This is a genomic window from Streptomyces sp. NBC_00310 (assembly GCF_036208085.1).
Classification (GTDB): domain Bacteria; phylum Actinomycetota; class Actinomycetes; order Streptomycetales; family Streptomycetaceae; genus Streptomyces.
In genome coordinates this window covers 9,364,938-9,388,683 of sequence record NZ_CP130714.1, presented here as the reverse complement: position 1 = coordinate 9,388,683, position 23,746 = coordinate 9,364,938, and the positions used below count along the sequence as shown (strand labels likewise).

Below are 23,746 nucleotides of genomic sequence, written 5' to 3'. Positions count from 1 at the left end.
CATCACGCCTCCGGGATCTTCGGGGCGGGGACGCCCACGGTCTGCGGCTCGGCACCCAGCGAGGTCGGCCAGACGTCGGCGAGGGCCTCGGGGGTCCAGCCGCCGTTCGCATACGCCGTCTTGATCTCCTGCGGGTGCGACCAGAGTGCCACCTTGTCGCCGCCGATGCCGATGGCCTGGCCGGTGACCCCGCGCGCCGCCTCGGAGGCGAGGAACGGGACGAGGGCCGCGCAGTCCTCGGGGGTACCGAAGCCCTCGCCCTTGCGCAGGAAGTCGGGGAACGGCTTGCCCTCGCGCAGGGCCTCCACGTACGGGGCGAAGACCGGGATGGTCTCGGTCATCGCGGTGGCGGCGACCGGGACGATCGCGTTGACGGTGATGTTCGCGCGGCCCAGCTCCATCGCCCAGGTGCGGGCGAAGGCCGCGATGCCGGCCTTGGCGGCGGCGTAGTTGGTCTGGCCGAAGTTGCCGCGCTGGCCGGCCGGGGAGCCGACGAGGATCAGGGAGCCGCCCTCGCCCTGCTCGCGCATACGGATCGCGGCGGCGCGGGCGCAGGTGAAGGTGCCCTTGAGGTGGGTGGTGATCACCGCGTCGAAGTCGTCGTCGGACATCTTCCACAACACCTTGTCGCGCAGGATGCCCGCGTTGGTGACCAGGATGTCGAGCCGTCCGAACTCCTCCACCGCGCGGCCCACCAGCCGGTCGGCCGCCTCGGTCGTACCGACCGGGACCACCTCGGCCACGGCCCTGCCGCCCGCCTCGGTGATGGACTTCACGGCGGCTTCGGCCACGGCCTCGTCGATGTCGTTGACGACGACGGAGGCGCCGGCGGCGGCGAGGGCCTGTGCGTAGGCCAGGCCGAGGCCACGGCCACTGCCCGTGACGACGGCTACCTTGCCGGTGAGATCGATGCTGGGCACGAGGGGGTCCCTTCGGATGGGGTGCGACGGCCGACGCTGCCGAGCGTCTGCCGACTGCGGCTACGAGATCGAAGCTAAGAGCAATAGTTGTTGACGTCAATAGTTGTTGTTCCCCGGGCGTTGCGTCATGCTGAGGCGGTACGTACGCACCGCCTCCACGCCGGGGGCCTCGACCAGGGAGCCCGCCATCGCCCGCCAGCAGACACAGGACGCCGCCTCGATCGACGCGCACGAGCCGTGGATGCGCGGACTGCACGCGGACACGGGCTATCTGCTGTACCGCCTGGGCCTGCGGTCCGGGCAGCTGTTCAACTCCTCCCTCCAGGAGTCGGGCCTGCGGCTGCGGCACTACGCGCTGCTGCGCTTCCTGGCCACCTCCCCGGGCGTGCTCCAGCGGGAGCTGAGCGCGTCGCTCGGCTACGACCCGAGCGCGATCGTCGGTCTGGTGGACGACCTGGAGAAGCTGGGCTTCGCCGAGCGGCGACCCTCCCCCGACGACCGCCGCAGCCGGATCATCGTCCTGACCGAGGACGGCCGGTCCTTCCTCCGCGACACCGACGAGGCCGGGCAGCGCGTCACGAACGAACTGCTGGAGCCCCTGGACGCCACCGAGCGGGACACGCTCCACGTGCTGCTGCAGAAGGTCGCCGAAGCCGGACTGGGGTGACGCCATGCCCATGACCACCGACGCACTGCCGTCGCCGGGGACGGCACCCCGGCCGGCCGCGCCGCCGGGCACCGCCCGGTCCGCCCCGGACCGGCTGCTCGCCGTGCTGGCCGCCTTCGACCACGACCACCCGGCGCTCTCCCTGACCGACATCAGCCGCCGGGCCGGGCTGACCCTCACCACGGCCCACCGCCTGGTGGGCGCGCTCACCGAGTGGGGCGCCCTGGAGCGGGACACGGACGGGATCTACCACGTCGGGCTCAGGCTCTGGGAGCTCGCGGCGCTGGCCCCGCGCGGTCTCGCGCTGCGCCAGATCGCGCTGCCGTACCTGGAGGACCTGTACGAGGCGACGCACGAGAACGTGCAGCTCGCGGTCCGCGACGGCGACGAGGTCGTCTACATCGAGTGGCTCTCCGGACGCTCGGCCGTCGGCGTCCACATCCGGGTCGGTGCCCGCTGGCCGCTGCACGCCACGGGCGTGGGCCTGGCGCTCCTCGCGCACGGCGACCCGTCGTCCCAGGAGACCTACTGCCAGGGGCCGTTGACCTCCTTCACGCCGTACACCATCACCGACGCGTCCCGGTTGCGCCGCACCCTCGCCGAAGTCCGGCGCACGGGCGTGGCGGTGAGCAGTCGTCAGGTCACCGAGGACGCGCTCTCGGTGGCCGCCCCGGTGCGGGGTCCGGGCGGGGCCGTGGTGGCCGCCGTGTCGGTCGTGGTACCCCAAGCAGGCGCGCAGGTACCGGTGTTGACACCCGCTGTACGGGTGGCGGCACGGGGGATCTCGCGCGCGCTGGGCTGGCGGCCGGACGAACCCCGCCGGGGGCCCTGATTCCGGGCCGGGGCACTGCCCCTTCCTGACCGGCGCCGGCGTCGCGTCCCGGCCGGCGGCCGACGTCCGACGTCCGCTTCCTGACCGCGGCCAGTCCTCCGACGCCTGCCTCCTCACCGGCGGCCGTCCTCCGATACGCCTACTTCCTCACCGGCGGCCGGTCCTCCGACGCCTACTTCCTGGCCGGTGCCTGCGCCGTGTACGTCACCGCGGCCCCCGCGTGCGTGGCGGTGCCCCGGGCCGTGAGCCACCCCTGGGCGGTGTCCGCGGCCGGGGTGACCTCCCAGCGGGCGGCGAACCGGCCACCGGGCCGGATGCGGTCCGTGGTGACCGTGCCGAGGTCGCGCACCTGCCAGCTGTTCGGCGCGGTGAGGGCGAGACGGGCGGCGGTCCAGGGTCGGGCGGAGCCGTTGGCGAAGTGCGCGGTGACGAGGAACTTCCCGCTTTCGTAAGCCACTTGGAGGGTGACGCCGTAGGGCTTGCGCCGGTAGTCGTCGACCCAGGAGGACCGCATCAGCCCCACCAGCGCGTCGGCCTGGGCGGGCCGCGCCGCCGCGAGGTCGTTCCGCTCACCGGGGTCCCGGGCGAGGTCGTACAGCTCGACCTCCCACCGGTCGTCGGGCACCTCACGGTCCTGGCCGGGTGCGAACCTCACCGCTTTGAGGTCGCCGCGCCGCACCGCCTCGGCCAGCCGCCGGGCCCGGCCTCCGTCGACCCGGTCGGCGCGGCCGGTGACGCCGCTGTGGTTGCGGTAGAAGTACAGATGGCCGTGGCGCGCGGCCTCGGCGCCGCCGGCGCGCAGCAGCGGTGCCGCGGAGAGCCCGTCGATGTCCGACGGGGCGGGCGCGCCCGCGAGTTCGGCGAGGGTCGGCAGCAGGTCGGTCAGCGGGGTCGGCCGGTCGGTGGTGCCGGCCGGGACGCGCTGCGGGGACCAGGCGATGAGGGGGACGCGGATGCCGCCCTCGTACAGGTTGCGCTTGTAGCCGCGCAGCGGGCCGTTGCCGTCGAAGAGGTCGGGGTCGGTGCCGCCCTCCTCGTGCGGGCCGTTGTCGCTGGTGACGAGGACGACGGTGCGCCGGTCGATGCCGTGCGTTTTCAGCCGGTCCACGATGGTGCCGACGAGGGTGTCCAGGCCGGTGACCTGGGCGGCGTGCGCCCTGTTCGGCCGGGTCCAGGGCTCGTCGGCGTACGCGCCGAGCCTCGGGGCACGGCTCGGGGCGTGCGGCACGGTCGGGGCGAGGAACAGCAGGAACGGCTGGTCCTTGTGGGCGTCGACGAAGCCGAGCGCCCGGTCCTCGATGAGGTCGGGGGCGTAGATCTCGCGGGCGCCGTCCCGGTTCTCGGGGATGTCCCGCTTCTCGCCGTTGTCCCACAGGTACGTCGGGTAGTACTCGTGCGCGTGCTTGTGCGTGAGATAGCCGTAGAACTGGTCGAAACCCCGGGAGTTGGGGTGGCTCGGCTGGTTCGGACGCTCGGGGCCGAAGCCCCATTTGCCGATGAGCGCGGTGCGGTAGCCGAGGGCGCGCAGGGCCTCCGCGAACGTGAAGTCCCGCTCGGTGAGCGCGCCCTGGCCGCCCGGGCCCCAGGGGTTCTCGCGGACGGTGGCGTGGCCGCTGTGCAGCCCGGTGAGGAGGGAGCAGCGGGAGGGGGCGCAGACCGGGGCGGCGGCATAGGCGTCGGTGAAGCGCAGCCCCTCGGCGGCCAGGGCGTCCAGGCGCGGGGTGTCGATCAGCTTCTGGCCGTAGGAGCCGAGTTCGCCGTAGCCGAGGTCGTCGGCGAGGACGACGACGAAGTTCGGCCGCCGTGACGGGGTCCGGGCGGCGGGCACGACCGGCGCGGACGGCCGGCTCACCTCGGGAGCGGCGGCTTCGCGGACACCGGCCTCGCGTCCCTCGTGCGCGACGCATCCGGCCGCCGCCCCGGTCGCGCCGACGGCGGCGGTACCGGCGAGAAAACGACGGCGGCTGGACATGCGGACTCCTGGGTGATGATCGGCGGGTGGTCGTGATCCGATGGTGGACGGGACTCTCGGAGCAGGACCATGCACAGGGCATGAACACCTTGTTGCGGCAGGTCGGCGGAGACCGTGGAGACCGCGGTGACCGCGGTGATCAACTCGGCGCCCCCCGACCCTGGAAGAGGGGGAATGCGGGGTTCTGGTTCCCCCGAGAGCAGATGATCTTGCCAGAGGCCGGTGCCGCGCAGTTCACCGGCCCAGGGGAAGCCCCTGGGCCGGTGAGCTGATGCCGCCGATACGGCTACGCCGTCGGGTTCAGGCCGACAGGCCCTCGTAGGCGCCCGCGAGGATCGTGAAGGCCCGGTCGTCGCCGACTCCTTCGTCGATCATCTGGTTCGGTACGTACGCCACGGTCATCCGGGCGTCGAGGTCGACCAGGACCATCGAGCCGCCCCAGCCGCCCCAGAAACAGGTGCGGGGGTTGGGCAGTTGACCGCCGTTGAGGCCGTAGCCCATGCCATAGCGCATCGGGACGCGCAGGACGTTGTCCGTGCCGTCGAACTGCTCCTCCAGGACCCGCTCGCACCCCTTCTCCGACAGCAGCCGCACACCACGGGCCGCTCCGCCGCAAGCCAGCACCGACTGCACGGCGGCGACCGAGCGGGCATTGCCGTGACCGTTCGCTGCCGGGATCTCGGCGCGTCGCCAGGCGGTCGTGTTGGCGGTGCCGCCCCGTATCTCGGGGTTGGGCCGTGGGCCGCCCCGGGGCGGGGAGGAGGGCGGCGGGATGATCGGCGCCACCCGGTGGTCGTGCTCGGCGGCGAGTCCGATGTGGAAGTCGGCGCCCAGCGGGCCCGTGACCTCCTCGGCGAGGAAGGTGCCCAGGCTGCGGCCGGTGACCCGACGGACGATCTCCCCGAGCAGATACCCCTGGGTGACCGCGTGGTAGCCGGCCTGGGTACCGGGCTCCCAGGCCGGCGCCTGCGCGGCGAGCCGGGAGGTGACGGTCGGCCAGTCGTACAGGTCCTCCAGCGTCGTGGGCGCGACGAAGCGGGGCAGGCCGGCCGTGTGCGCGAGCACATGGCTGACGCGCACGTTCTCCTTGCCCGCCGCCGCGAACTCGGGCCAGTACGTCGCCACCGGCGCGTGCAGGTCCAGTTCGCCCCGGTCGGCGAGCATCAGCACGCACAGGGCCGTCATCGTCTTGGTGGTGGACCACACAGGGGTGAGCGTGTCCCGCTCCCACGGGGTGGTGCGGTCCGCGTCGGTGTACCCGCCCCAGAGGTCGACCACCGGCTCGCCGTCCACGTACACGGCGACCGAGGCGCCCACGTCCTTGTCGTCCAGCGAGGCCGCCAACGCCTCGCGTACCGCGGCGAACCGGTCCGTGCACGTGCCGTGAGTCAACGCCATGAGGGGAAGGTAACGGGTCGCACCGGGCGGAGCCATCGAATAAAACGGGAGGCACCGACGACGGACGTCGTCGCGGATCTCGACGTCGGCAGCCGAAACGCGCAGCCGTCGTCGGCCGGCCGCTGGCTCCGCCCCTTCCGTCGCCCTCTCCGTCGCCCGTTCCGCTGCGGGAGCGCGTCGTCGGACGATGCCGGTGGGGCCGACGGCGGAAGCCAGGTAGGCGACGGACCCGCCGAGCACCGCCAGGGGAGCGTCGAAGAACCGGACCAGGAAGCCGTCGGCGCCACGGCCCGCGATGTCGGCGCCGGCCCTCAGGCTCACGAGGGCGGTGTTCGCCCGCACCAGGCGCTCGCGGCCGACCGGTTCGGGCAGGACGCTCCGCCGGGAGCGCTCTCCGACACCGTGGCACCGATCGGTGCCACGGCCTGGCCCCGCTCTCCGGCGCCCCTGGTCCGGCAGCCCCTCCCCCATCCCATAGGCTGATCCGCCGCAGCTGCCGTACGGACAAGAGCGTGGTGGGAAATGCCGCTGAGGGACGACGATCCCACCGTCATAGGCGGGTACGTCCTGGAGAACCGGCTCGGCGCGGGCGGCATGGGGGTCGTCTATCTCGCCCGGTCCGCGTCGGGGCGACTGGTCGCGATCAAGCTGGTGCACTCCCAGTACCGCGACGACGAGGAGTTCCGCTCCCGGTTCCGCCAGGAGGTCGCGGCGGCGCGCCGGGTGAGCGGGGCGTTCACCACCCCCGTCGTGGACGCCGACCCGGAGGCCGACCGGCCGTGGATGGCGACGTCGTACGTGCCGGGGCCGACCCTCTCCGATCTGGTGCGCGAGAAGGGTCCGCTGAGCGGGGCCGACATCCGGGGCCTCGCGCTCGGGCTCGTCGAGGCGCTGCGGGACATCCACCGGGCGGGTGTCGTACACCGGGACCTGAAGCCGGCGAACGTCCTCATGGCCGAGGACGGCCCGCGTGTCATCGACTTCGGCATCTCGCGCGCCGTCGACAACCTGCCGCTCACCGTGACCGGCCGGGTGATCGGCACGCCGCCGTTCATGTCGCCGGAGCAGCTGCGCTCGCCGAGGGACGTCACCGCCGCGTCGGACGTCTTCTCCCTGGGGTCGCTGCTGGTGTACGCGGCCAGCGGGCACAGCCCGTTCAAGGCGGAGAGCCCCTATCTGGCGGGCTACCAGGTCATGTTCGAGGCACCGAAGCTGGACGCGGTGCCCGAGCCGGTGCGGAGCATCGCCGAGCGCTGCCTCGACAAGGACCCGGACGCCCGCCCGGATCTCGCCGAACTGCACCGTCAGTTCCTGGAGTTGCCGACCTCGTCCGAGGCGCGCTCAGCTGTCGCCGGACATGCGTCCATGCCGCTCGACCGGCCGACGCAGGACGTGCCGACCTTCGACCGGCCGACGAACGACGGGCGGACCGACGCCGGACGGGCGGACGCCAGGACGGCGAACGACCGACCCGCGAACGACCGACCCGCGAACGACCGACCGGCGGACGGACGCCGTGTGAAGCGCCGCGCCAAACGGCAGTTGATCCTCGTCGGCCTCGGCGCCGCTCTCACCGTCACCGCGCTGAGCGCCGCGCTGCTCGTGTACGCGGCCGCCGAGGACAGCTCCACGTCGTCCGGCGGCGGCGCCGGCGCCGGCGCCGACTACCGTTCCGTGTCCCTCCCCCAGGGCTGGCAGCCGTGGCGCACGCCGCTGCGCAACGACGACGGCTTCCCCGCCGAATACGTCGCCACCGGCTACCAGGAACCGGGGTGTCTGACGGACGGAACGGACCTGTACTGCGGCGGTACGGGCTTCGTCGTCACGCGGGTGGACGCCGCCACCGGGAAGATGGGCTGGCGGTACGGCACCCTGCCCCAGACCTCGCACCCCATCGGCGTGCGGGACGGCCTGGTCTACGTCTACGCGGAACCCGACACCACCACCCGGCGCCTGGTGGCCCTGGACACCGCGACCGGGAAGCAGCGCTGGGCCCGGCCCATCAGCGCCAGCGACCCGCCCTACCTCTACGACGGCGGCATCCTCGCTCTCGCGCCCGACCACCGGCGACTGGTCGCCTACAACACGGCGGGCGACGAACTGTGGCGGACGCCCGTGCCCGACGACGTGAGCTGCGTTCCCTCGGTGCTCGGCGACGACCCGTACGAACTGTGCTGGAAGGGCCGCGAGTTCCTCGACACCAGCCCGTTCACGCTCGTACGGCTCGATCCGGACGGCGGCACACGGCAGGAACTCGCCGCGCTGCCCAAGAAGTCACTCGCCCTGGGCGCCGTCGACGGACGGCCGCTGTTCCTCGCGGCGGAGACCACCGAGGAGGTGTACCAGGCCGGGTACGAGCGGCCGTACAACGCGTTCCTGCGGGTGGACCCGGACACCGGGAAGGTCACCCGGATCCCGTTGAAGCGGGCTCTGCGCGGCTCGGCGACGCTGGTGGACGGGGTCGTGTACTTCGTGCGGACCAGCGGGTCGGTCACCGCCGTGTCGGCGACCAGCGGCAAGGAACTGTGGGAACGGGCCACCGACATGGAGAACCTGTCCGCTCCGGCGGTGTCGAAGGCCCGTGGCGAGATCTACTTCGCCAACCGGTTCGGCCGGCTGCTGGCCCTGGACGGCGGCACGGGCGCCGAGCTGTGGCGGACGGACGCGCTCGACGACCCGGGGGACATCGCGGCGGAGGCCCCGCCCCGGGTGCTGCTCGTGGACGACGCGATCGTGGCGGTGGCGGGGGACACGGCGCTCTCGGTGAGCCCGGACGAGCCGGAGTCCCGGCCGTCCGCGTCCGCCGCCGGGGACTGAGCGCCGCCGCCGGGAGGCCGGTCGGCCGTCATCCCGCCCCCTTGGCCGGTTACCGCCCGAGAACAGCCGACCTTCACAAGGTGAACTCGCCCCTCCCTCACGGACTTTCTCCGCTTTAACTCTTGACGACCGCAGCGCCGGAGCGCACATTGACCGCACGCTCTTCTCTGAGAGCGCTCTCAGGACGGGACTCCACGGAGCGCTCCCCCCACCCGCGCATTTCACTCCGTACACCCGAAGAGGCCGCTATGAGTGAAACCCCCGGCATACCCCTCGGACGCCGCCGCCCGCTCCGGCGCGTATTCCTCGCCGTGGCCGGCGCGTTGGCGCTGGCCACGGCCTGGGCGACGACCGCACAGGGAGCCGCCCCCACACCGCCCGCCGGCTGGACCCAGGTCTTCGTCGACGACTTCAACGGCACCGCCGGCACCGGCGTCAACACCTCCAACTGGCAGTACGCGACCGGCACTTCCTACCCCGGCGGCCCCGCGAACTGGGGCACCGGCGAGGTCGAGACGATGACGAACAGCACCAACAACGTCTCCCTCGACGGCAACGGCAACCTGCGCATCACCCCGATCCGCGACTCGGCGGGCAGATGGACCTCGGGCCGGATCGAGACCAACCGCACCGACTTCCAGCCCCCGGCGGGCGGGAAGCTACGGGTCGAGTCCCGGCTCCAGATGCCGAACGTCACCGGCACGGCCGCCGAGGGCTACTGGCCGGCGTTCTGGATGCTGGGCGCCCCCTACCGGGGCAACTACCAGAACTGGCCGAGCGTCGGCGAGCTGGACATCATGGAGAACGTCCAGGGCCGCAACCAGGTCTGGGCCACGATCCACTGCGGCACCAACCCCGGCGGCCCGTGCAACGAGACGACCGGCATCGGCAACTCCACGGCCTGCCCGGGCACGACCTGCCAGTCCGGCTTCCACACGTACACCATGGAGTGGGACCGCTCGGTGACCCCCGAGACGATCCGCTTCTCGGTCGACGGCACCCAGTTCCATTCGGTCAACGCGAACCAGGTCGACGCGACCACCTGGTCCAACGCCACCAACCACGGCTTCTTCATCATCCTGAACGTGGCGATGGGCGGCGCCTTCCCGGACGCGTTCGGCGGCGGGCTGGACGGCGACACCCGGTCCGGTGTCCCCATGGTCGTCGACTACGTGCAGGTGCTGTCGGCCGGCGGCGGAACCACCACACCGCCGCCGACGGGCACCCGTGACGCGTACAGCGCCATCCAGGCCGAGTCGTACAACAGCCAGAGCGGCACCCTCACCGAGACCACCACCGACACCGGCGGCGGGCAGAACATCGGCTCCCTGGCCAACGGCGACTGGGCACTGTTCCAGAACGTCACCTTCGGGTCCACGGCCGCCACCCAGTTCGTCGCCCGGGTGGCCTCCGGCGCCAACGCCGGGGTGAGCGGCCTGGTCGAGGTCAGACTCGACAGCCGTACGAGCACACCGGTCGGCAGTTTCTCGATCGCCAACACCGGTGGCTGGCAGTCCTGGCGAACGGTGCCCGCGAACATCGGCGGGATCACCGGCACCCATGATGTCTACCTGACCTTCACCAGCGGTCAGTCGCAGGACTTCGTGAACGTGAACTGGTTCAACTTCGGCCGCTGAGGGTCGGGTCGGCGCCTTGCGAGGGGCTTCGCGCGGACGCGCGGGGCCCCTTGGGCATGCCACGCCGGTCGTCACCGTCACCGCCGACGGTCACTTCGGCCGGTCGTCCGCGTTCCCCTCCCGGAGGGTCACCGCATCTCCGCCCGGAACGCCACCGGCGTCGTCCCGGCGTGCAGCTGGAAGAACTTGGAGAAGTTCGCCGCGTCGGGGAAGCCGACGGCCACGCCGACGCGGCCGATCGGCAGTTCCGTGTGGGCCAGCAGCCGCTTCGCCTCCAGGACGACCCGCTTGTCGATGAAGCCCTTGGGGGTCTCGCCGGTCGCGGCGCGGACCGCGCGGACGAGGGTGCGACGGGAGCAGCCGAGGGCGTCGGCGTACGCGCTGACGCTGTGGTTGTCGGCGAAACCCCGCTCGACGGCGTCCCGGAAGCGGGTGAAGGTGGTGTCGTCGGGCCGGCGCGGCGCCTCCGCCGAGCTGGCGGCGAGATGGGCGAGGCGCAGCAGGAAGGCCGTCAGGGAGTGGCGCAGCACGGCGGTGTGGAGGCTGAGCGGCAGCGTGCCGGTATCGACGTACTCGCGTTCGAGCTGGGCCAACGATGCGCGCAGGCCCGCCAGTTGGGCATCGTCGGGGCGGAGCAGCGGCGGCAGGTCGTAGCGGTAGAGGCCGGTCGCCTCGACAGTGGCGCGGGGCAGGAAGCCCGGTTGCATGGCGAGGACGGTCCCGCGGTACTCGGTCGCGCGTGAGAAGCGATGCACCTGCCCCGGGCGGATCCACAACACGTCGCCCGCACCCACCTCGTACCCGGTGAAGTCGATCATGTGGCGCACCGGGCCGCCGTCGAACAGCAGCACCACGTGGAAGTCGATGCGGTGGACCCCTTCCAGGGGTATGTCCGCACTCCAGGGTCCGCGGTCGTCCATCGGGCCGACCTGCATGCCGACGCCGGAGAGACTGCGGTCGACGGGGAACGGGAAGGTCTTGATCCGGTCGCCGTCCGGGAAGTCTCTGTCCGTCATGTCCTCGCCGCCGCGTCGTCGGTGTCCCAGTTTCACCGAAGGCTGGCACACCGCGACCTTCCCCAATATAAGTCAGACTTTTACTTTTGAAGACGTCCGAGCAGTTCCGCCGTATCCATCGAGGACTTCTTGAAGATGAACTGGACAGAACTCGACCGGCGCGCCGTCGACACCGCCCGCCTGCTGGCCGCCGACGCCGTGCAGAAGGTCGGCAACGGGCACCCGGGAACGGCGATGAGTCTCGCACCCGCCGCGTACACGCTCTTTCAGAAGGTGATGCGTCATGATCCCGCCGACCCCGAGTGGACCGGCCGTGACCGCTTCGTCCTCTCCCCCGGCCACACCTCACTGACCCTCTACACCCAGCTCTTCCTCGCCGGGTACGAGCTGGAGCTCGACGACCTGAAGGCGTTCCGGACGCACGGTTCGAAGACGCCGGGCCACCCCGAGTACGGGCACACCGCCGGTGTCGAGACCACCACCGGCCCGCTGGGCCAGGGTGTCGCCAACGCCGTGGGCATGGCGATGGCCGCCCGCTACGAACGCGGCCTGTTCGACCCGGACGCACCCGTGGGGGCGTCCCCGTTCGACCACACCGTCTGGGCGATCGTCTCCGACGGCGACCTGGAGGAGGGCATCTCCGCCGAGGCGTCGTCGCTGGCGGGCCATCAGAAGCTCGGCAACCTCGTCTTCCTGTACGACGACAACCACATCTCCATCGAGGGCGACACGGCCACCGCGTTCTCCGAGGACGTACTGAAGCGGTACGAGGCCTACGGCTGGCACGTACAGCGGATCGAGCCCGCGTTCAACGGGAACATCGACGTCCACGCCCTGTACGACGCGTTGCGGGCCGCGCAGGACGAGACCGGACGCCCCTCGATCATCGCGATGCGCACGATCATCGCCTGGCCCGCGCCGAACGCGCAGAACACCGAGGCCGCGCACGGCTCGGCGCTGGGCGAGGACGAGGTCGCGGCCACCAAGCGGGTCCTCGGCTTCGACGCGAACAAGACCTTCGACGTCGCCGACGACGTGCTCGCCCACACCCGCCGGGCCCTCGACCGGGGTGCCGAGGCGCACGCCGCCTGGGACAAGCGGATCGCCGAGTGGCGGGCCGCCTCCCCCGAGCGGGCCGGGCTGTTCGACCGGGTCGTCGCGGGCCGGCTGCCCGAGGGCTGGGAGCGGGCGCTGCCCGTGTTCGAGGAGGGCACGCAGGTGGCGACCCGGGCCGCGTCCGGCAAGGTGCTCCAGGCGCTGGGCGCCGTGATACCCGAACTGTGGGGAGGCTCCGCCGACCTCGCCGGTTCGAACAACACGACCATCGACAAGGACAGTTCGTTCCTGCCGGCGGACAACCCGCTGCCGGAGGCGAACCCCTACGGCCGCACGATCCACTTCGGTATCCGTGAGCACGCGATGGCCGCGGAGATGAACGGCATCGCGCTGCACGGCAACACCCGTATCTTCGGCGGCACGTTCCTGGTGTTCTCCGACTACATGCGCAACGCCGTCCGCCTGTCCGCGCTGATGCAGCTCCCGGTGACCTATGTCTGGACGCACGACTCCATCGGTCTGGGCGAGGACGGCCCCACCCACCAGCCGGTCGAACACCTGGCCTCCCTGCGGGCCATCCCGGGCCTGAACATCGTCCGCCCGGCCGACGCCAACGAGACGGCCGTCGCGTGGGCCGAGATCCTGAAGCGGCATGCCACGAATCCGGCCCCGCACGGACTGGCGCTGACCCGCCAGGGCGTGCCGACGTACGCGGTCAACACCGAGGCCGCCAAGGGCGGTTACGTCCTGCGGGAGGCCTCGACCGGGACGCCTGACGTGATCCTGATCGCCACCGGCTCCGAGGTGCGGCTGGCCGTCGCCGCGCGCGAGCGGCTGGAGGCCGAGGGGGTCGGGGCGCGGGTGGTGTCGATGCCGTCGGTGGAGTGGTTCGAGGAACAGCCGCGCGCCTACCGCGAGAGCGTGCTGCCACCGTCCGTGAAGGCCCGCGTGGCGGTCGAGGCGGGGATCGGTCTGACCTGGTACCGCTACGTCGGTGACCACGGCCGCATCGTCTCCCTCGAACACTTCGGCGCCTCCGCCGACGCGAAGACCCTGTTCGCCGAGTACGGCTTCACCCCCGAGAACGTCGTCGCCGCCGCGAAGGCCGTGCTCGATGCGACGACTCGGCCCGACGCCGTCCGCGGTTGACGCGAGCGCCTGAAGGAAGATGATCACTGTGACCACCGAACCAGCCGTGGCGACCACCGCCACGGAACCCCTGAAGCGCCTCTCCGACGAGGGCGTCTCCCTCTGGCTCGACGACCTCTCCCGCGAACGCGTCACCTCCGGCGACCTCGCGAAGCTCGTCGAGACGCGCCACGTCGTCGGCGTGACCACCAACCCGTCCATCTTCCGGGCCGCCATCGGCTCGGGCGAGGGCTACGAGGACCAGCTCGCCGACCTCGCCGTGCGCGGGGTGACGGTCGACGAGGCCGTACGGATGCTGACGACCGCCGATGTCCGCGCCGCCGCCGACGTCCTGCGCCCGGTGTACGACGCGACGGCGGGCCGGGACGGCCGGGTCTCCATCGAGGTGGACCCCCGGCTGGCGCACGACACCGCGGCGACGGTCGCCGAGGCCAAGCAGCTCGCCTGGCTCGTCGACCGCCCGAACGTGATGATCAAGATCCCGGCGACGAAGGCCGGTCTGCCGGCGATCACCGAGGTCATCGGGCTCGGCATCAGCGTCAACGTCACGCTGATCTTCTCGCTGGAGCGCCACTACGAGGTGATGCACGCCTATCTGGCGGGCCTGGAAAAGGCGCAGGCGGCGGGCCTCGACCTGTCCGCCATCCACTCCGTCGCCTCCTTCTTCGTCTCCCGCGTCGACGCCGAGATCGACAAGCGGCTGAGCCTGCTGGGCACGGACGAGGCGCTCGCCCTCAGAGGCCGCGCGGCACTCGCCAACGCGCGGCTCGCCTACGAGGCGTACGAAGAGGTGTTCGGCGAGGCCGGCCGCACGACCCACCCCGGCGGACGCTGGACCGCCCTCGCCGGGGCCCGGGCGAACAAGCAGCGCCCGCTGTGGGCGTCGACCGGCGTGAAGGACCCGGCGTACAAGGACACCCTGTACGTGGACGAGCTGGTCGCGCCCGGCACCGTCAGCACGATGCCGCAGGCCACGCTCGACGCCGTCGCGGACCATGGCGTCATCCGCGGCGACACGGTGAGCGGCGGCTACGCGCAGGCCCGCGCCGACCTCGCGGCCGTGGAGGCGCTCGGTGTCTCCTACGACGAGGTCGTGCGCCTGCTGGAGAACCAGGGTGTCGCCACGTTCGAGGCAGCGTGGCAGGACCTGTTGGACGCGGTGGCGAAGTCCTTGAACAGCAAGGGAGTTGATGGGGAATGACCGACGAGTGGCTCAACCCGCTCCGGGACGCGGACGACCGCCGGCTCCCCCGGATCGCGGGCCCGTCCGGGCTCGTCATCTTCGGGGTGACCGGTGACCTGTCCCGCAAGAAGCTGATGCCGGCCGTGTACGACCTGGCCAACCGGGGTCTGCTGCCGCCGGGCTTCTCGCTGGTGGGGTTCGCCCGCCGGGACTGGGAGGACGAGGACTTCGCCCAGATCGTGCACGACGCGGTCCGCGAGCACGCCCGCACCGAGTTCCGCGAGGAAGTCTGGCAGCAGCTCTCCGAGGGGATGCGGTTCATCCCGGGCGACTTCGGCGACGACGAGGCGTTCAAGCGGCTCCGCGAGGCCGTCGAGGAACTGGACAGCTCCCGGGGCACGGGCGGGAACTTCGCGTTCTATCTCTCCGTGCCGCCGAAGTTCTTCCCGAACGTGGTCAAGCAGCTCAAGAAGCACGGGCTGGCCAGTCCGCCCGAGGGCTCCTGGCGGCGCGCGGTCATCGAGAAGCCGTTCGGCCACGACCTGGCCAGCGCCCGCGAGTTGAACGCGGTCCTGCACGACGTGTTCGACCCGGAACAGGTCTTCCGCATCGACCACTACCTCGGCAAGGAGACCGTCCAGAACATCCTGGCGCTCCGCTTCGCCAACCAGATGTACGAGCCCATCTGGAACCGGAGTTTCGTCGACCACGTACAGATCACGATGGCCGAGGACATCGGCATCGGCGGTCGCGCCGGGTACTACGACGGCATCGGCTCGGCCCGTGACGTCATCCAGAACCACCTGCTCCAACTGCTGGCCCTGACCGCCATGGAGGAACCGGCGGCCTTCGACGCCGAGTCGCTGCTGACCGAGAAGCTGAAGGCGCTCAAGGCCGTACGGCTCCCGGAGGACCTGGGCCGGCACACCGTGCGCGGCCAGTACGCGGCGGGCTGGCAGGGCGGCGAGCAGGTGCCCGGCTATCTGGAGGAGGACGGCATCGACCGGTCCTCGACGACCGACACGTACGCGGCGGTCAAGCTGGGCATCGACAACCGCCGCTGGGCGGGTGTGCCGTTCTATCTGCGCACCGGCAAGCGCCTCGGCCGACGGGTCACGGAGATCGCGGTCGTCTTCCAGCGCGCCCCGCACTCCCCGTTCGACTCCACGGCCACCGAGGAGCTGGGGCAGAACGCGATCGTCATCCGCGTCCAGCCCGACGAGGGGATGACCGTGCGCTTCGGTTCGAAGGTGCCGGGTACCTCGTTGGAGATCCGGGACGTCACCATGGACTTCGCGTACGGCGAGTCGTTCACCGAGTCCAGCCCGGAGGCGTACGAACGGCTGATCCTGGATGTGCTGCTCGGCGACGCCAACCTCTTCCCCCGCCACCAGGAGGTGGAGGAGTCCTGGAAGATCCTCGACCCGATCGAGGAGTACTGGGCCAAGCACGGCAGGCCCGCGCAGTACGCCTCGGGCAGTTGGGGCCCCGGGGAAGCGGACGAGATGCTCGCACGAGACGGACGGAGCTGGCGCAGGCCATGAAATTCGACCTGACTGACACCACGGCAAGCAAGATCAACAAGGCGCTGGTGCAGGGCCGCCGGGCCATCGGCACGCCCGCCGTGGGCATGGTCCTCACGATGGTGATCGTGACGGACGAGGAGAACGCGTACGACTCGATCAAGGCGGCCGAGGAGGCCTCGCACGAGCACCCCTCGCGCACCCTGGTCGTCATCAAGCGGCACGCCCGCACCCCGAAGGACCGCACCAAGTCGCACCTGGACGCCGAGGTGCGGGTCGGCGCGGACGCCGGCACCGGCGAGACGGTCGTCCTGCGGACGTACGGCGAGGTGTCCGACCACGCCGACTCGGTGGTCCTGCCACTGCTGCTGCCGGACGCGCCGGTGGTCGTCTGGTGGCCGGTGGACGCGCCGGAGAACCCGGCGAAGGACCCGCTGGGCGCGCTCGCCCAGCGCCGGATCACCGACATGTACGCCGTGGAGACCCCGCTCGCCGCGCTCGAACAGCGCGTCGCCTCCTACACCCCCGGCGACACCGACCTCGCCTGGACCCGGCTGACGCCGTGGCGTTCGATGCTCGCGGCCGCCCTCGACCAGGCCAAGGAGCCCATCACCACGGCGTCCGTGGAGAGCGAGGGCGACAACCCGAGCGCCGAACTGCTGGCCCGCTGGCTGGAGGCCCGTCTCGGTGTGTCCGTCGAGCGTGTGCTGACCGCCGGGCCGGTCGTGACAGGGGTGCGCCTCGGCACCGCGAAGGGCGAGATCGTCATCGACCGCCCCGAGGGCCCGCTCGCCACGCTCACCCTGCCGGGCCAGCCGTCCCGCACCCTCGCCCTGAAGGTGCGCGCCACCTCGGAGCTGATCGCCGAGGAGCTGCGGCGCCTCGACGCCGACGAGATGTACGCCGTCGCCCTGCGCGGCGGCGAGGGCGCCGGGGAGGCAGCCACCCATGACTGACACGCCCCGGCTCGACCGGCGCCCCGAGTGGGCGGAGTTGGAGGACCATCGCGCCGGCCCGATGCTCCAAGCGGACCTGCGCGAACTGTTCGCGACGGATCCCGGGCGGGCGGAACGGTACGTCGTCCGGGTCGGCGATCTGCGTATCGACTACTCCAAGCACCTGGTCACCGACGAGACCCTCGCCCTCCTCCAGGAACTGGCCACCGCCACCGATGTGTTCGGGCTGCGGGACGCCATGTTCCGGGGCGAGCGCATCAATGTGACGGAGGACCGGGCCGTCCTCCACACGGCGCTGCGGGCCCCGCGTGACACGGTCGTCGAGGTGGACGGCGAGAACGTGGTGCCGAAGGTGCACGCGGTGCTCGACAGGATGGCCGCGTTCGCCGACCGGGTCCGCTCCGGCGGCTGGACCGGCCACACCGGCAGCCGTATCCGCAACGTCGTCAACATCGGCATCGGCGGCTCCGACCTGGGCCCGGCGATGGCGTACGAGGCGCTGCGGGCGTACACGGACCGGTCGTTGACCGTGCGGTTCGTGTCCAACGTGGACGGCGCCGACCTGCACGAGGCGGTGCGGGACCTGGACCCGGCCGAGACGCTGTTCGTCGTCGCGTCCAAGACCTTCACCACGATCGAGACGATCACCAACGCCACCTCGGCGCGCTCCTGGCTGCTCGCCGGGCTCGGTGGCGAGGAGAAGGCGGTGGCGAGGCACTTCGTGGCGCTGTCGACGAACGCCGGGAAGGTCACCGAGTTCGGCATCGACCCGGACAACATGTTCGAGTTCTGGGACTGGGTCGGCGGACGGTACTCCTTCGACTCGGCGATCGGGCTGTCCCTGATGATCGCGATCGGCCCGGACCGCTTCCGGGAGATGCTGACCGGCTTCCGGATCGTGGACGAGCACTTCCGCACGGCCCCCGCCGACGCCAACGCCCCTTTGATCCTGGGCCTGTTGGGCGTCTGGTACGGCGACTTCCACAACGCCCAGTCGCACGCCGTGCTGCCGTACTCGCACTACCTCTCCAGGTTCACGGCCTACCTGCAGCAGCTGGACATGGAGTCCAACGGCAAGCACGTGGGCCGGGACGGGCTGCCGGTGGAGTGGCAGACCGGGCCGGTGGTGTGGGGGACACCGGGCACCAACGGGCAGCACGCGTACTACCAGTTGCTCCACCAGGGCACCAAGGTGATCCCGGCCGACCTCATCGGGTTCGCCCGGCCGGTCGCCGAGCTGGGCCCCGAACTCGCGGCGCAGCACGACCTGTTGATGGCCAACCTCTTCGCGCAGGGCCAGGCGCTGGCCTTCGGCAGGACCGCGGAGGAGGTGCGGGCCGAGGGAGTGCCGGAGGAACAGGTACCGCACCGCGTGTTCCGCGGCAACCGGCCGACGACGACGATCCTGGCGCCGGAGCTGACCCCGTCGGTGCTGGGTCAGCTGATCGCGCTGTACGAGCACAAGGTGTTCGTGCAGGGCGCGATCTGGAACATCGACTCCTTCGACCAGTGGGGCGTCGAGCTCGGCAAGGTCCTCGCCAAACGGGTGGAGCCCGCCCTGGCCGAGGGTGCCGACGTGCCCGGCCTCGACGCCTCGACGGCCGCTCTGGTGGCCGCCTACCGCACACTTCGACACGTTCATGACGCGCAGGGAGCAGTGAACTGACATGACAGCGATGCAGCTGGGCCTGATCGGTCTCGGCAAGATGGGCGGCAACATGCGCGAGCGGATCCGCCGCGCCGGCCACACCGTCGTCGGCTACGACCGCAACCCCGACGTCTCCGACGTGGGCAGCCTGGCCGAACTGGTCGAGCGCCTCGACGGCCCGCGCACGGTCTGGGTGATGGTCCCGGCCGGCGGCCCCACCCAGTCCGTCGTCGACGAGCTGGCGGAGCTGCTGTCGCCCGGCGACACCGTCGTCGACGGCGGCAACTCCCGCTGGACGGACGACGAGAAGCACGCGGCCGAGCTGGGCGCCAAGGGCATCGGGTTCGTCGACGCCGGTGTCTCCGGGGGCGTGTGGGGCCTGGAGAACGGTTACGCCCTGATGGTCGGCGGCGACAAGGAGCACGTCGAGCGGCTCCAGCCGATCTTCGAGGCGCTCAAGCCGGAGGGGCCGTACGGCTACGTCCACGCCGGCAAGGTCGGGGCCGGGCACTTCTCCAAGATGGTCCACAACGGCATCGAGTACGCCATGATGCAGGCGTACGCCGAGGGCTGGGAGCTGCTGGAGAAGGTCGACTCGGTGACGGACGTCCGCGAGGTGTTCCGCTCCTGGCAGGACGGGACCGTCATCCGCTCCTGGCTGCTGGACCTCGCCGTCAACGCGCTCGACCAGGACGAGCACCTGGAGAAGCTGCGCGGCTATGCCGAGGACTCGGGTGAGGGGCGGTGGACGGTGGAGGCCGCCATCGACAACTCCGTGCCGCTGCCGGCGATCACCGCGTCACTGTTCACGCGGTTCGCGTCGCGCCAGGACGACTCCCCACAGATGAAGATGATCGCCGCGCTGCGTAACCAGTTCGGCGGGCACGCGGTCGAGTCGACGAAGTAGCGACGAAGTAGCGACGAGTAAGCGACGAAGCAAGGCTGGGGCGCCTTCGGTGCATGGTGCGTGGTGCGTGCCGGAGCGTCGTGGCCGGTCGCGCGGTTCCCCGCGTCCCTTCGGGGCGCGGGTGGCTGACGTTCCTCAGGGCAGCAGGGCGGTGGTGAAGGTGTCCCTGTGGGTCGTCAGCCAGGTTCGGACGCGATCCCAGCGAGTCCAGCCGCCCCGTTCCGCGAGGACCCGGCGGTAGACGGGGTCGCCTTCGGCGACTCGCGCGGCCACAAAGGCCCGGCAGGCCTCCGTGGCCTGCTCGATGACGTCGGGCAGGGCCGCGCGATCGGGTGCGCGGAGGCCGTAGCTGTCGGCGAGGACGCGCAGGCGCCGGGGCGCGTCCAGGGCACCGCCCGGGTAGAGGGCGGCCGCCGACTCGGGGTCGAGCATGGGGACCCAGTAGCGGGCCGTCATGGCCACGTCCCAGAGTGGGCGGCCCGGGGCCGCCAGATCGAAGTCGATCAGGGCGGCGGCACGGCCGTCGCGGAAGACGACGTTGTCGGGGCAGACGTCGTTGTGGCAGAGGATCGTTCCGCCCTCGGGGTCGGCCAGGTCCCGGGGCCAGGCGGCACCGGTGTCGACCGGGAGGGCCGCACTCGCCGCGTGCAGGTCGCGCAGCAGAGTCCCCACGGACGCGAGGGCGCTCTCCGTCAGCGCCCAGGGCGGGAACGGCGGCAGCGGCACCTCGCCGGGGACGAAGGTCAGCCGCTCGCGGCCGTCCGGTGTGAGGCCGACGGGAAGCGGCGCCCCGTCGAAGCCGTGCCTGCGCAGTGCGTGGAGGTGGGCGTGGAGGGCGGGCGCGGCGGCCGGCGCGGGGCGGTCGACGTGGGCGCCCCGCCGGAAGACGGCACCGGCGTTCACCGAGCCACCGATGAGCGCTTCGCCGCCGTACGGAAAGTCCGGCGCCCCACCCTCGACAGTCATGCCGATCACGCTAGCCCCTGCCCTCGAACGCGACCGCGACATGGCGGAATGCGATATTCACCCGCATTATTGTCAGATGTGCACATGGCGTGAACTGTCGCTGTGGCCGGAACCCCGCCGCCGGTAGCGTGCGGCCCCTGTCCCGTATGCGCTTCGCATGCATTCCGCACGCATCCGTACGTCCGTACGAAGGAAACGCCGATGGCCGAGACCGGGCAGCACGATCAGCGGTACGAGCGGTACGACGGGGGCAGCCCCGAGGCCGAGCGGCTCGTGTTCGAGCGGTTGGCGCGGGAGCTGATGGAGGTCCAGGTCAGGAACCGGCGGGCCGGGGGCGGCGGGACCGCGCGGGCGTTCCACGCGAAGGCGCCGCTGGGCGTGGAGAACGCGCGGCTGCGCTTCCACGACGACCTCCCGGTGGCGCTGCGGGTCGGCTTCGCGCAGCCCGGCGCCGACTATCCGGCGGTGGTCCGGCTGTCCAACGCGAGCGGGATCCGGCAGGGCGACGGCTCGCCGGACCTGCGGGGCGCTGCGGTGCGGATCCAGGTGGCGGAGGGCGTGAGCCATGACCTGCTGGCCACCAGTCATCCGGTGTCGCACGCGAGCGACGCGCGGGAGTTCGTGGCGTTCGCCAAGGCCATGGCAGGGGCCCGGAGTCCGCTCCAGAAGGCCTTCGGGCTGTTCGTGAAGCTGCCGTTGGCGGTGGGGCCGGCGACGGCCACGCGGATGCGGCGCAATGTGCGGGCGGCCACCCGGCGGACCGTCGACTCCCTTGCCAACGAGACCTATTGGAGCCGCGGGGCCATTCTGTGGGGCGAGGCCGGGCCCGTGCGGTATCTGCTGCGGCCGGTGCCCGGTACGCCGACGGCGGCCGCGCCCGACCGCCGGGACCCGGACTTTCTGCACCGGGAGCTGGCGCGACGCCTCGGGCAGGCGGACGTGGCGTTCGATCTGTGTGTGCAGCGGTACGTGGACGAGCGGCGCACGCCCATCGAGGACGCGGCGGTGGAGTGGAAGGACGCGGTGGCGCCGGCGGTGCCGGTCGCCCGGCTCACCATCCCCGCCCAGGAGCTGGACGGCGCCGAGGCACGCGCGGCCGCGCGCCGGATCGAGGATCTGACCTTCAATCCCTGGTACACGACGGACGACTTCCGGCCATTGGGCCATATCAACCGGGCGCGGAAGGCCGGGTACCAGGCGAGTGGCGCCCACCGTCTCGGGCTGCGCTTCGTCACCGCGGAACCGTGGCGCAACAGGGTGCTCGGTCGTCCCGTGGGTGCCGTCTTCGGGCTGCTGAACCGTGTCGTGCCGTGGCACCGGCTGCCGTTGTCGCTCAGTCTGCTGAACCTGGTGTTCCTGCGGAGGGTGCTGCGCAAGCTGAACCTGATCGACACCGAGGTCCGCGAGGCGCCGCCGAAGGCCCAGCCCGTGCCGGAGCCGGTCCCGGAGCGGCTGCGCACGGAGCGGTCGTACGACGGGACGTACAACGATCTGTCGGCCCCGGGGATGGGCGCGGTGGGAGCCGCCTTCGGGCGGAACCTGAAGCCGGACTACCGGCCGGACACCTTCGACACACCGAACCCGGTCACGGTCAGCAGGCAGCTGCTGTACCGGGAGAGTTTCGTGCCGGCGACCTCGCTGAACGTGCTGGCGGCGGCGTGGATCCAGTTCCAGGTGCACGACTGGGTGAACCACCGGCGGTACAAGACCGGTGACCGAAGCGTGGAGGTGCCGCTACCGCCCGGCTTCGACGGTGACTGGCGGAACGTGCCGGGCGGGCCGTCGGAACGGGTGATGCGGTTCGCGGAGAACGAGGGCATCGAGGCGCCGGGCCGCCCGCCGATCCTGTTCGCCAACTCCGCCTCGCACTGGTGGGACGGCTCCGAGGTGTACGGCGAGGACGAGCGGACCGCGCGCTTCCTGCGCGAGCCGGACGGCGGCTCGAAACTCCGTCTGGAGGACGGCCACCTGCCGGGCAGCCCGAACGGCATTCCGCTCACCGGATTCAACGAGAGCTGGTGGATGGGGCTCAGCTCGCTGCACACGCTGTTCGCGCGGGAGCACAACGCGGTGTGCGACGCGCTGCGTGCCGAGTACCCGTCGATGAGCGAGGAGAAGGTCTACCACACGGCCCGGCTCGTGGTGTCGGCGCTGATCGCGAAGATCCACACCGTGGAGTGGACGCCGGCGATCCTCGCCACCGAGGCGATCGATCTGGCGCTGCACACCAACTGGTCCGGCCCGCCCAGGAACTGGCTCAACCAGCTGGGTCTGTGGCTGTTCGAGGCGCACTCGCTGACCGGCATCCCGAAGACGCTGCCGGACCACCACGCGGCGCCGTACTCGCTGACCGAGGACTTCACGACCGTCTACCGCATGCATCCGCTGATCCCGGACGACTTCGAGCTGCGGGAGCACCAGTTCGGGCGGCGGCTGGAGACGGTGGGCTTCCTGGACATCCAGGGCGGGGCGGCCGAGGCACAGATCCGCAAGACGGGCCTCGCGAACGCCCTGTACTCGTTCGGCATCGCCCACCCGGGTGCGATCACGCTGCACAACTTCCCGCGCTCGCTGCAGCGCTTCGAGCGCGACGGGGAGATCATCGACCTGTCGGTCGTCGACCTCGTCCGGACGCGCCGGCGCGGGGTGCCGCGCTACAACGACTTCCGGGCCGGACTGCACCGGGGGCGGATCCGTTCCTTCGAGGAGCTGACGGAGAACCCGGAGACGCTGGCGCGGCTGAAGGACGTCTACCGCGGCGTCGACGAGATCGACACGGTGGTCGGGCTGTTCGCGGAGAACCCGCCGGAGGGCTTCGGGTTCAGCGACACCGCGTTCCGCATCTTCATCCTGATGGCCAGCCGACGGCTGCAGAGCGACCGCTTCCTGACCGTCGACTACCGGCCGGAGGTCTACACACCGCTCGGCATCGACTGGGTCGAGAAGGGCGGCATGAACTCCGTGGTCCTGCGCCACTGCCCGGAGTTGGCGCCTCTCCTGCCGCGCGGGGCGAGCGCGTTCGCGCCGTGGCGGACGGTTCGGGAGACGAGCAACGGCCCTGCGAGCGACGGCGGTTCACCATGACGCCGTGACACACGA

Annotated in this window: 16 protein-coding genes; 11 read left to right on the top strand and 5 right to left on the bottom strand. The window is 71.5% G+C overall.

Features of this window, described 5'->3' with window-relative positions; translation table 11 throughout:
* Nucleotides 1-2: 2 nt before the first annotated feature.
* Nucleotides 3-920, bottom strand: a complete 918-nt coding sequence (locus OG202_RS40930; RefSeq protein ID WP_326574646.1) for an SDR family NAD(P)-dependent oxidoreductase — start codon at nucleotides 918-920, stop codon at nucleotides 3-5.
* A gap of 241 nt (nucleotides 921-1,161) precedes the next feature.
* Between OG202_RS40930 and OG202_RS40925 the strand changes: the two genes are divergently transcribed.
* Entirely contained in the window at nucleotides 1,162-1,587 is a 426-nt protein-coding gene (locus OG202_RS40925) for a MarR family winged helix-turn-helix transcriptional regulator (protein ID WP_326585540.1), read from the top strand.
* A gap of 10 nt (nucleotides 1,588-1,597) precedes the next feature.
* On the top strand, nucleotides 1,598-2,419 hold the full coding sequence (locus OG202_RS40920; RefSeq protein WP_327732071.1) for an IclR family transcriptional regulator: 822 nt from the start codon (nucleotides 1,598-1,600) through the stop codon (nucleotides 2,417-2,419).
* Between the two features lie 172 nt (nucleotides 2,420-2,591).
* Here OG202_RS40920 and OG202_RS40915 read toward each other — a convergent pair whose 3' ends face one another.
* Together OG202_RS40915 and OG202_RS40910 are read right to left on the bottom strand one after the other, a co-directional pair.
* Nucleotides 2,592-4,391 carry a sulfatase-like hydrolase/transferase gene (locus OG202_RS40915; RefSeq protein ID WP_327726846.1) on the bottom strand — a complete coding sequence of 600 codons (1,800 nt, stop codon included), beginning with the start codon at nucleotides 4,389-4,391 and terminating at the stop codon, nucleotides 2,592-2,594.
* A gap of 300 nt (nucleotides 4,392-4,691) precedes the next feature.
* Nucleotides 4,692-5,789 (bottom strand): serine hydrolase domain-containing protein, encoded by a 1,098-nt coding sequence (locus OG202_RS40910; protein WP_328224782.1) that lies wholly within the window; start codon nucleotides 5,787-5,789, stop codon nucleotides 4,692-4,694.
* 522 nt (nucleotides 5,790-6,311) lie between these two features.
* On the opposite strand from OG202_RS40910, the gene OG202_RS40905 reads away from it, so the two are divergent.
* The gene (locus tag OG202_RS40905; RefSeq protein ID WP_328224401.1) at nucleotides 6,312-8,606 is read left to right on the top strand and encodes a protein kinase domain-containing protein; all 2,295 of its coding nucleotides are present in this window, start codon (nucleotides 6,312-6,314) and stop codon (nucleotides 8,604-8,606) included.
* 248 nt (nucleotides 8,607-8,854) lie between these two features.
* Nucleotides 8,855-10,243 carry a glycoside hydrolase family 16 protein gene (locus tag OG202_RS40900; protein ID WP_327726848.1) on the top strand — a complete coding sequence of 463 codons (1,389 nt, stop codon included), beginning with the start codon at nucleotides 8,855-8,857 and terminating at the stop codon, nucleotides 10,241-10,243.
* Nucleotides 10,244-10,371: 128 nt separating this feature from the next.
* On the opposite strand, the gene OG202_RS40895 is transcribed toward OG202_RS40900, so the two are convergent.
* Entirely contained in the window at nucleotides 10,372-11,259 is an 888-nt protein-coding gene (locus OG202_RS40895) for a helix-turn-helix domain-containing protein (protein ID WP_328224400.1), read from the bottom strand.
* Nucleotides 11,260-11,394: 135 nt separating this feature from the next.
* Here OG202_RS40895 and tkt point away from each other — a divergent pair, with 135 nt between their 5' ends.
* From tkt to gnd, 6 genes are read left to right on the top strand one after another with little or no spacing between them, the layout of a single operon-like run.
* Nucleotides 11,395-13,464: a transketolase gene (tkt, locus tag OG202_RS40890; protein WP_328224399.1), complete on the top strand. Its 2,070-nt coding sequence runs from the start codon at nucleotides 11,395-11,397 to the stop codon at nucleotides 13,462-13,464.
* A 19-nt stretch (nucleotides 13,465-13,483) separates the two neighbouring features.
* A complete protein-coding gene (tal, locus tag OG202_RS40885; protein ID WP_327726851.1) occupies nucleotides 13,484-14,665 on the top strand; it encodes a transaldolase in 1,182 nt (393 codons plus the stop codon).
* A complete protein-coding gene (gene zwf, locus OG202_RS40880; protein WP_326574655.1) occupies nucleotides 14,662-16,191 on the top strand; it encodes a glucose-6-phosphate dehydrogenase in 1,530 nt (509 codons plus the stop codon). Before tal ends, zwf begins: the two co-directional genes overlap by 4 nt.
* A complete protein-coding gene (gene opcA / locus OG202_RS40875; RefSeq protein ID WP_327726852.1) occupies nucleotides 16,188-17,126 on the top strand; it encodes a glucose-6-phosphate dehydrogenase assembly protein OpcA in 939 nt (312 codons plus the stop codon). The genes zwf and opcA overlap by 4 nt, the downstream gene beginning before the upstream one ends.
* A complete protein-coding gene (gene pgi / locus OG202_RS40870; protein WP_328224398.1) occupies nucleotides 17,119-18,792 on the top strand; it encodes a glucose-6-phosphate isomerase in 1,674 nt (557 codons plus the stop codon). The genes opcA and pgi overlap by 8 nt, the downstream gene beginning before the upstream one ends.
* A gap of 10 nt (nucleotides 18,793-18,802) precedes the next feature.
* Nucleotides 18,803-19,681 (top strand): phosphogluconate dehydrogenase (NAD(+)-dependent, decarboxylating), encoded by an 879-nt coding sequence (gene gnd / locus OG202_RS40865; protein WP_326585541.1) that lies wholly within the window; start codon nucleotides 18,803-18,805, stop codon nucleotides 19,679-19,681.
* A 135-nt stretch (nucleotides 19,682-19,816) separates the two neighbouring features.
* Here gnd and OG202_RS40860 read toward each other — a convergent pair whose 3' ends face one another.
* Nucleotides 19,817-20,647 (bottom strand): phosphotransferase, encoded by an 831-nt coding sequence (locus OG202_RS40860; RefSeq protein ID WP_327726853.1) that lies wholly within the window; start codon nucleotides 20,645-20,647, stop codon nucleotides 19,817-19,819.
* A 201-nt stretch (nucleotides 20,648-20,848) separates the two neighbouring features.
* Between OG202_RS40860 and OG202_RS40855 the strand changes: the two genes are divergently transcribed.
* Nucleotides 20,849-23,731: a peroxidase family protein gene (locus tag OG202_RS40855; RefSeq protein WP_328224397.1), complete on the top strand. Its 2,883-nt coding sequence runs from the start codon at nucleotides 20,849-20,851 to the stop codon at nucleotides 23,729-23,731.
* The last annotated feature ends 15 nt before the right edge of the window (nucleotides 23,732-23,746 follow it).

Coding starts and splice junctions, on each gene's coding strand:
- OG202_RS40925 (WP_326585540.1), top strand. CDS start 1,162: ATGCGCGGACTGCACGCGGACACGGGCTATCTGCTGTACCGCCTGGGC.
- OG202_RS40920 (WP_327732071.1), top strand. CDS start 1,598: ATGACCACCGACGCACTGCCGTCGCCGGGGACGGCACCCCGGCCGGCC.
- OG202_RS40915 (WP_327726846.1), bottom strand. CDS start 4,391: ATGTCCAGCCGCCGTCGTTTTCTCGCCGGTACCGCCGCCGTCGGCGCG.
- OG202_RS40910 (WP_328224782.1), bottom strand. CDS start 5,789: ATGGCGTTGACTCACGGCACGTGCACGGACCGGTTCGCCGCGGTACGC.
- OG202_RS40905 (WP_328224401.1), top strand. CDS start 6,312: ATGCCGCTGAGGGACGACGATCCCACCGTCATAGGCGGGTACGTCCTG.
- OG202_RS40900 (WP_327726848.1), top strand. CDS start 8,855: ATGAGTGAAACCCCCGGCATACCCCTCGGACGCCGCCGCCCGCTCCGG.
- OG202_RS40895 (WP_328224400.1), bottom strand. CDS start 11,259: ATGACGGACAGAGACTTCCCGGACGGCGACCGGATCAAGACCTTCCCG.
- tkt (WP_328224399.1), top strand. CDS start 11,395: ATGAACTGGACAGAACTCGACCGGCGCGCCGTCGACACCGCCCGCCTG.
- tal (WP_327726851.1), top strand. CDS start 13,484: ATGATCACTGTGACCACCGAACCAGCCGTGGCGACCACCGCCACGGAA.
- zwf (WP_326574655.1), top strand. CDS start 14,662: ATGACCGACGAGTGGCTCAACCCGCTCCGGGACGCGGACGACCGCCGG.
- opcA (WP_327726852.1), top strand. CDS start 16,188: ATGAAATTCGACCTGACTGACACCACGGCAAGCAAGATCAACAAGGCG.
- pgi (WP_328224398.1), top strand. CDS start 17,119: ATGACTGACACGCCCCGGCTCGACCGGCGCCCCGAGTGGGCGGAGTTG.
- gnd (WP_326585541.1), top strand. CDS start 18,803: ATGCAGCTGGGCCTGATCGGTCTCGGCAAGATGGGCGGCAACATGCGC.
- OG202_RS40860 (WP_327726853.1), bottom strand. CDS start 20,647: ATGACTGTCGAGGGTGGGGCGCCGGACTTTCCGTACGGCGGCGAAGCG.
- OG202_RS40855 (WP_328224397.1), top strand. CDS start 20,849: ATGGCCGAGACCGGGCAGCACGATCAGCGGTACGAGCGGTACGACGGG.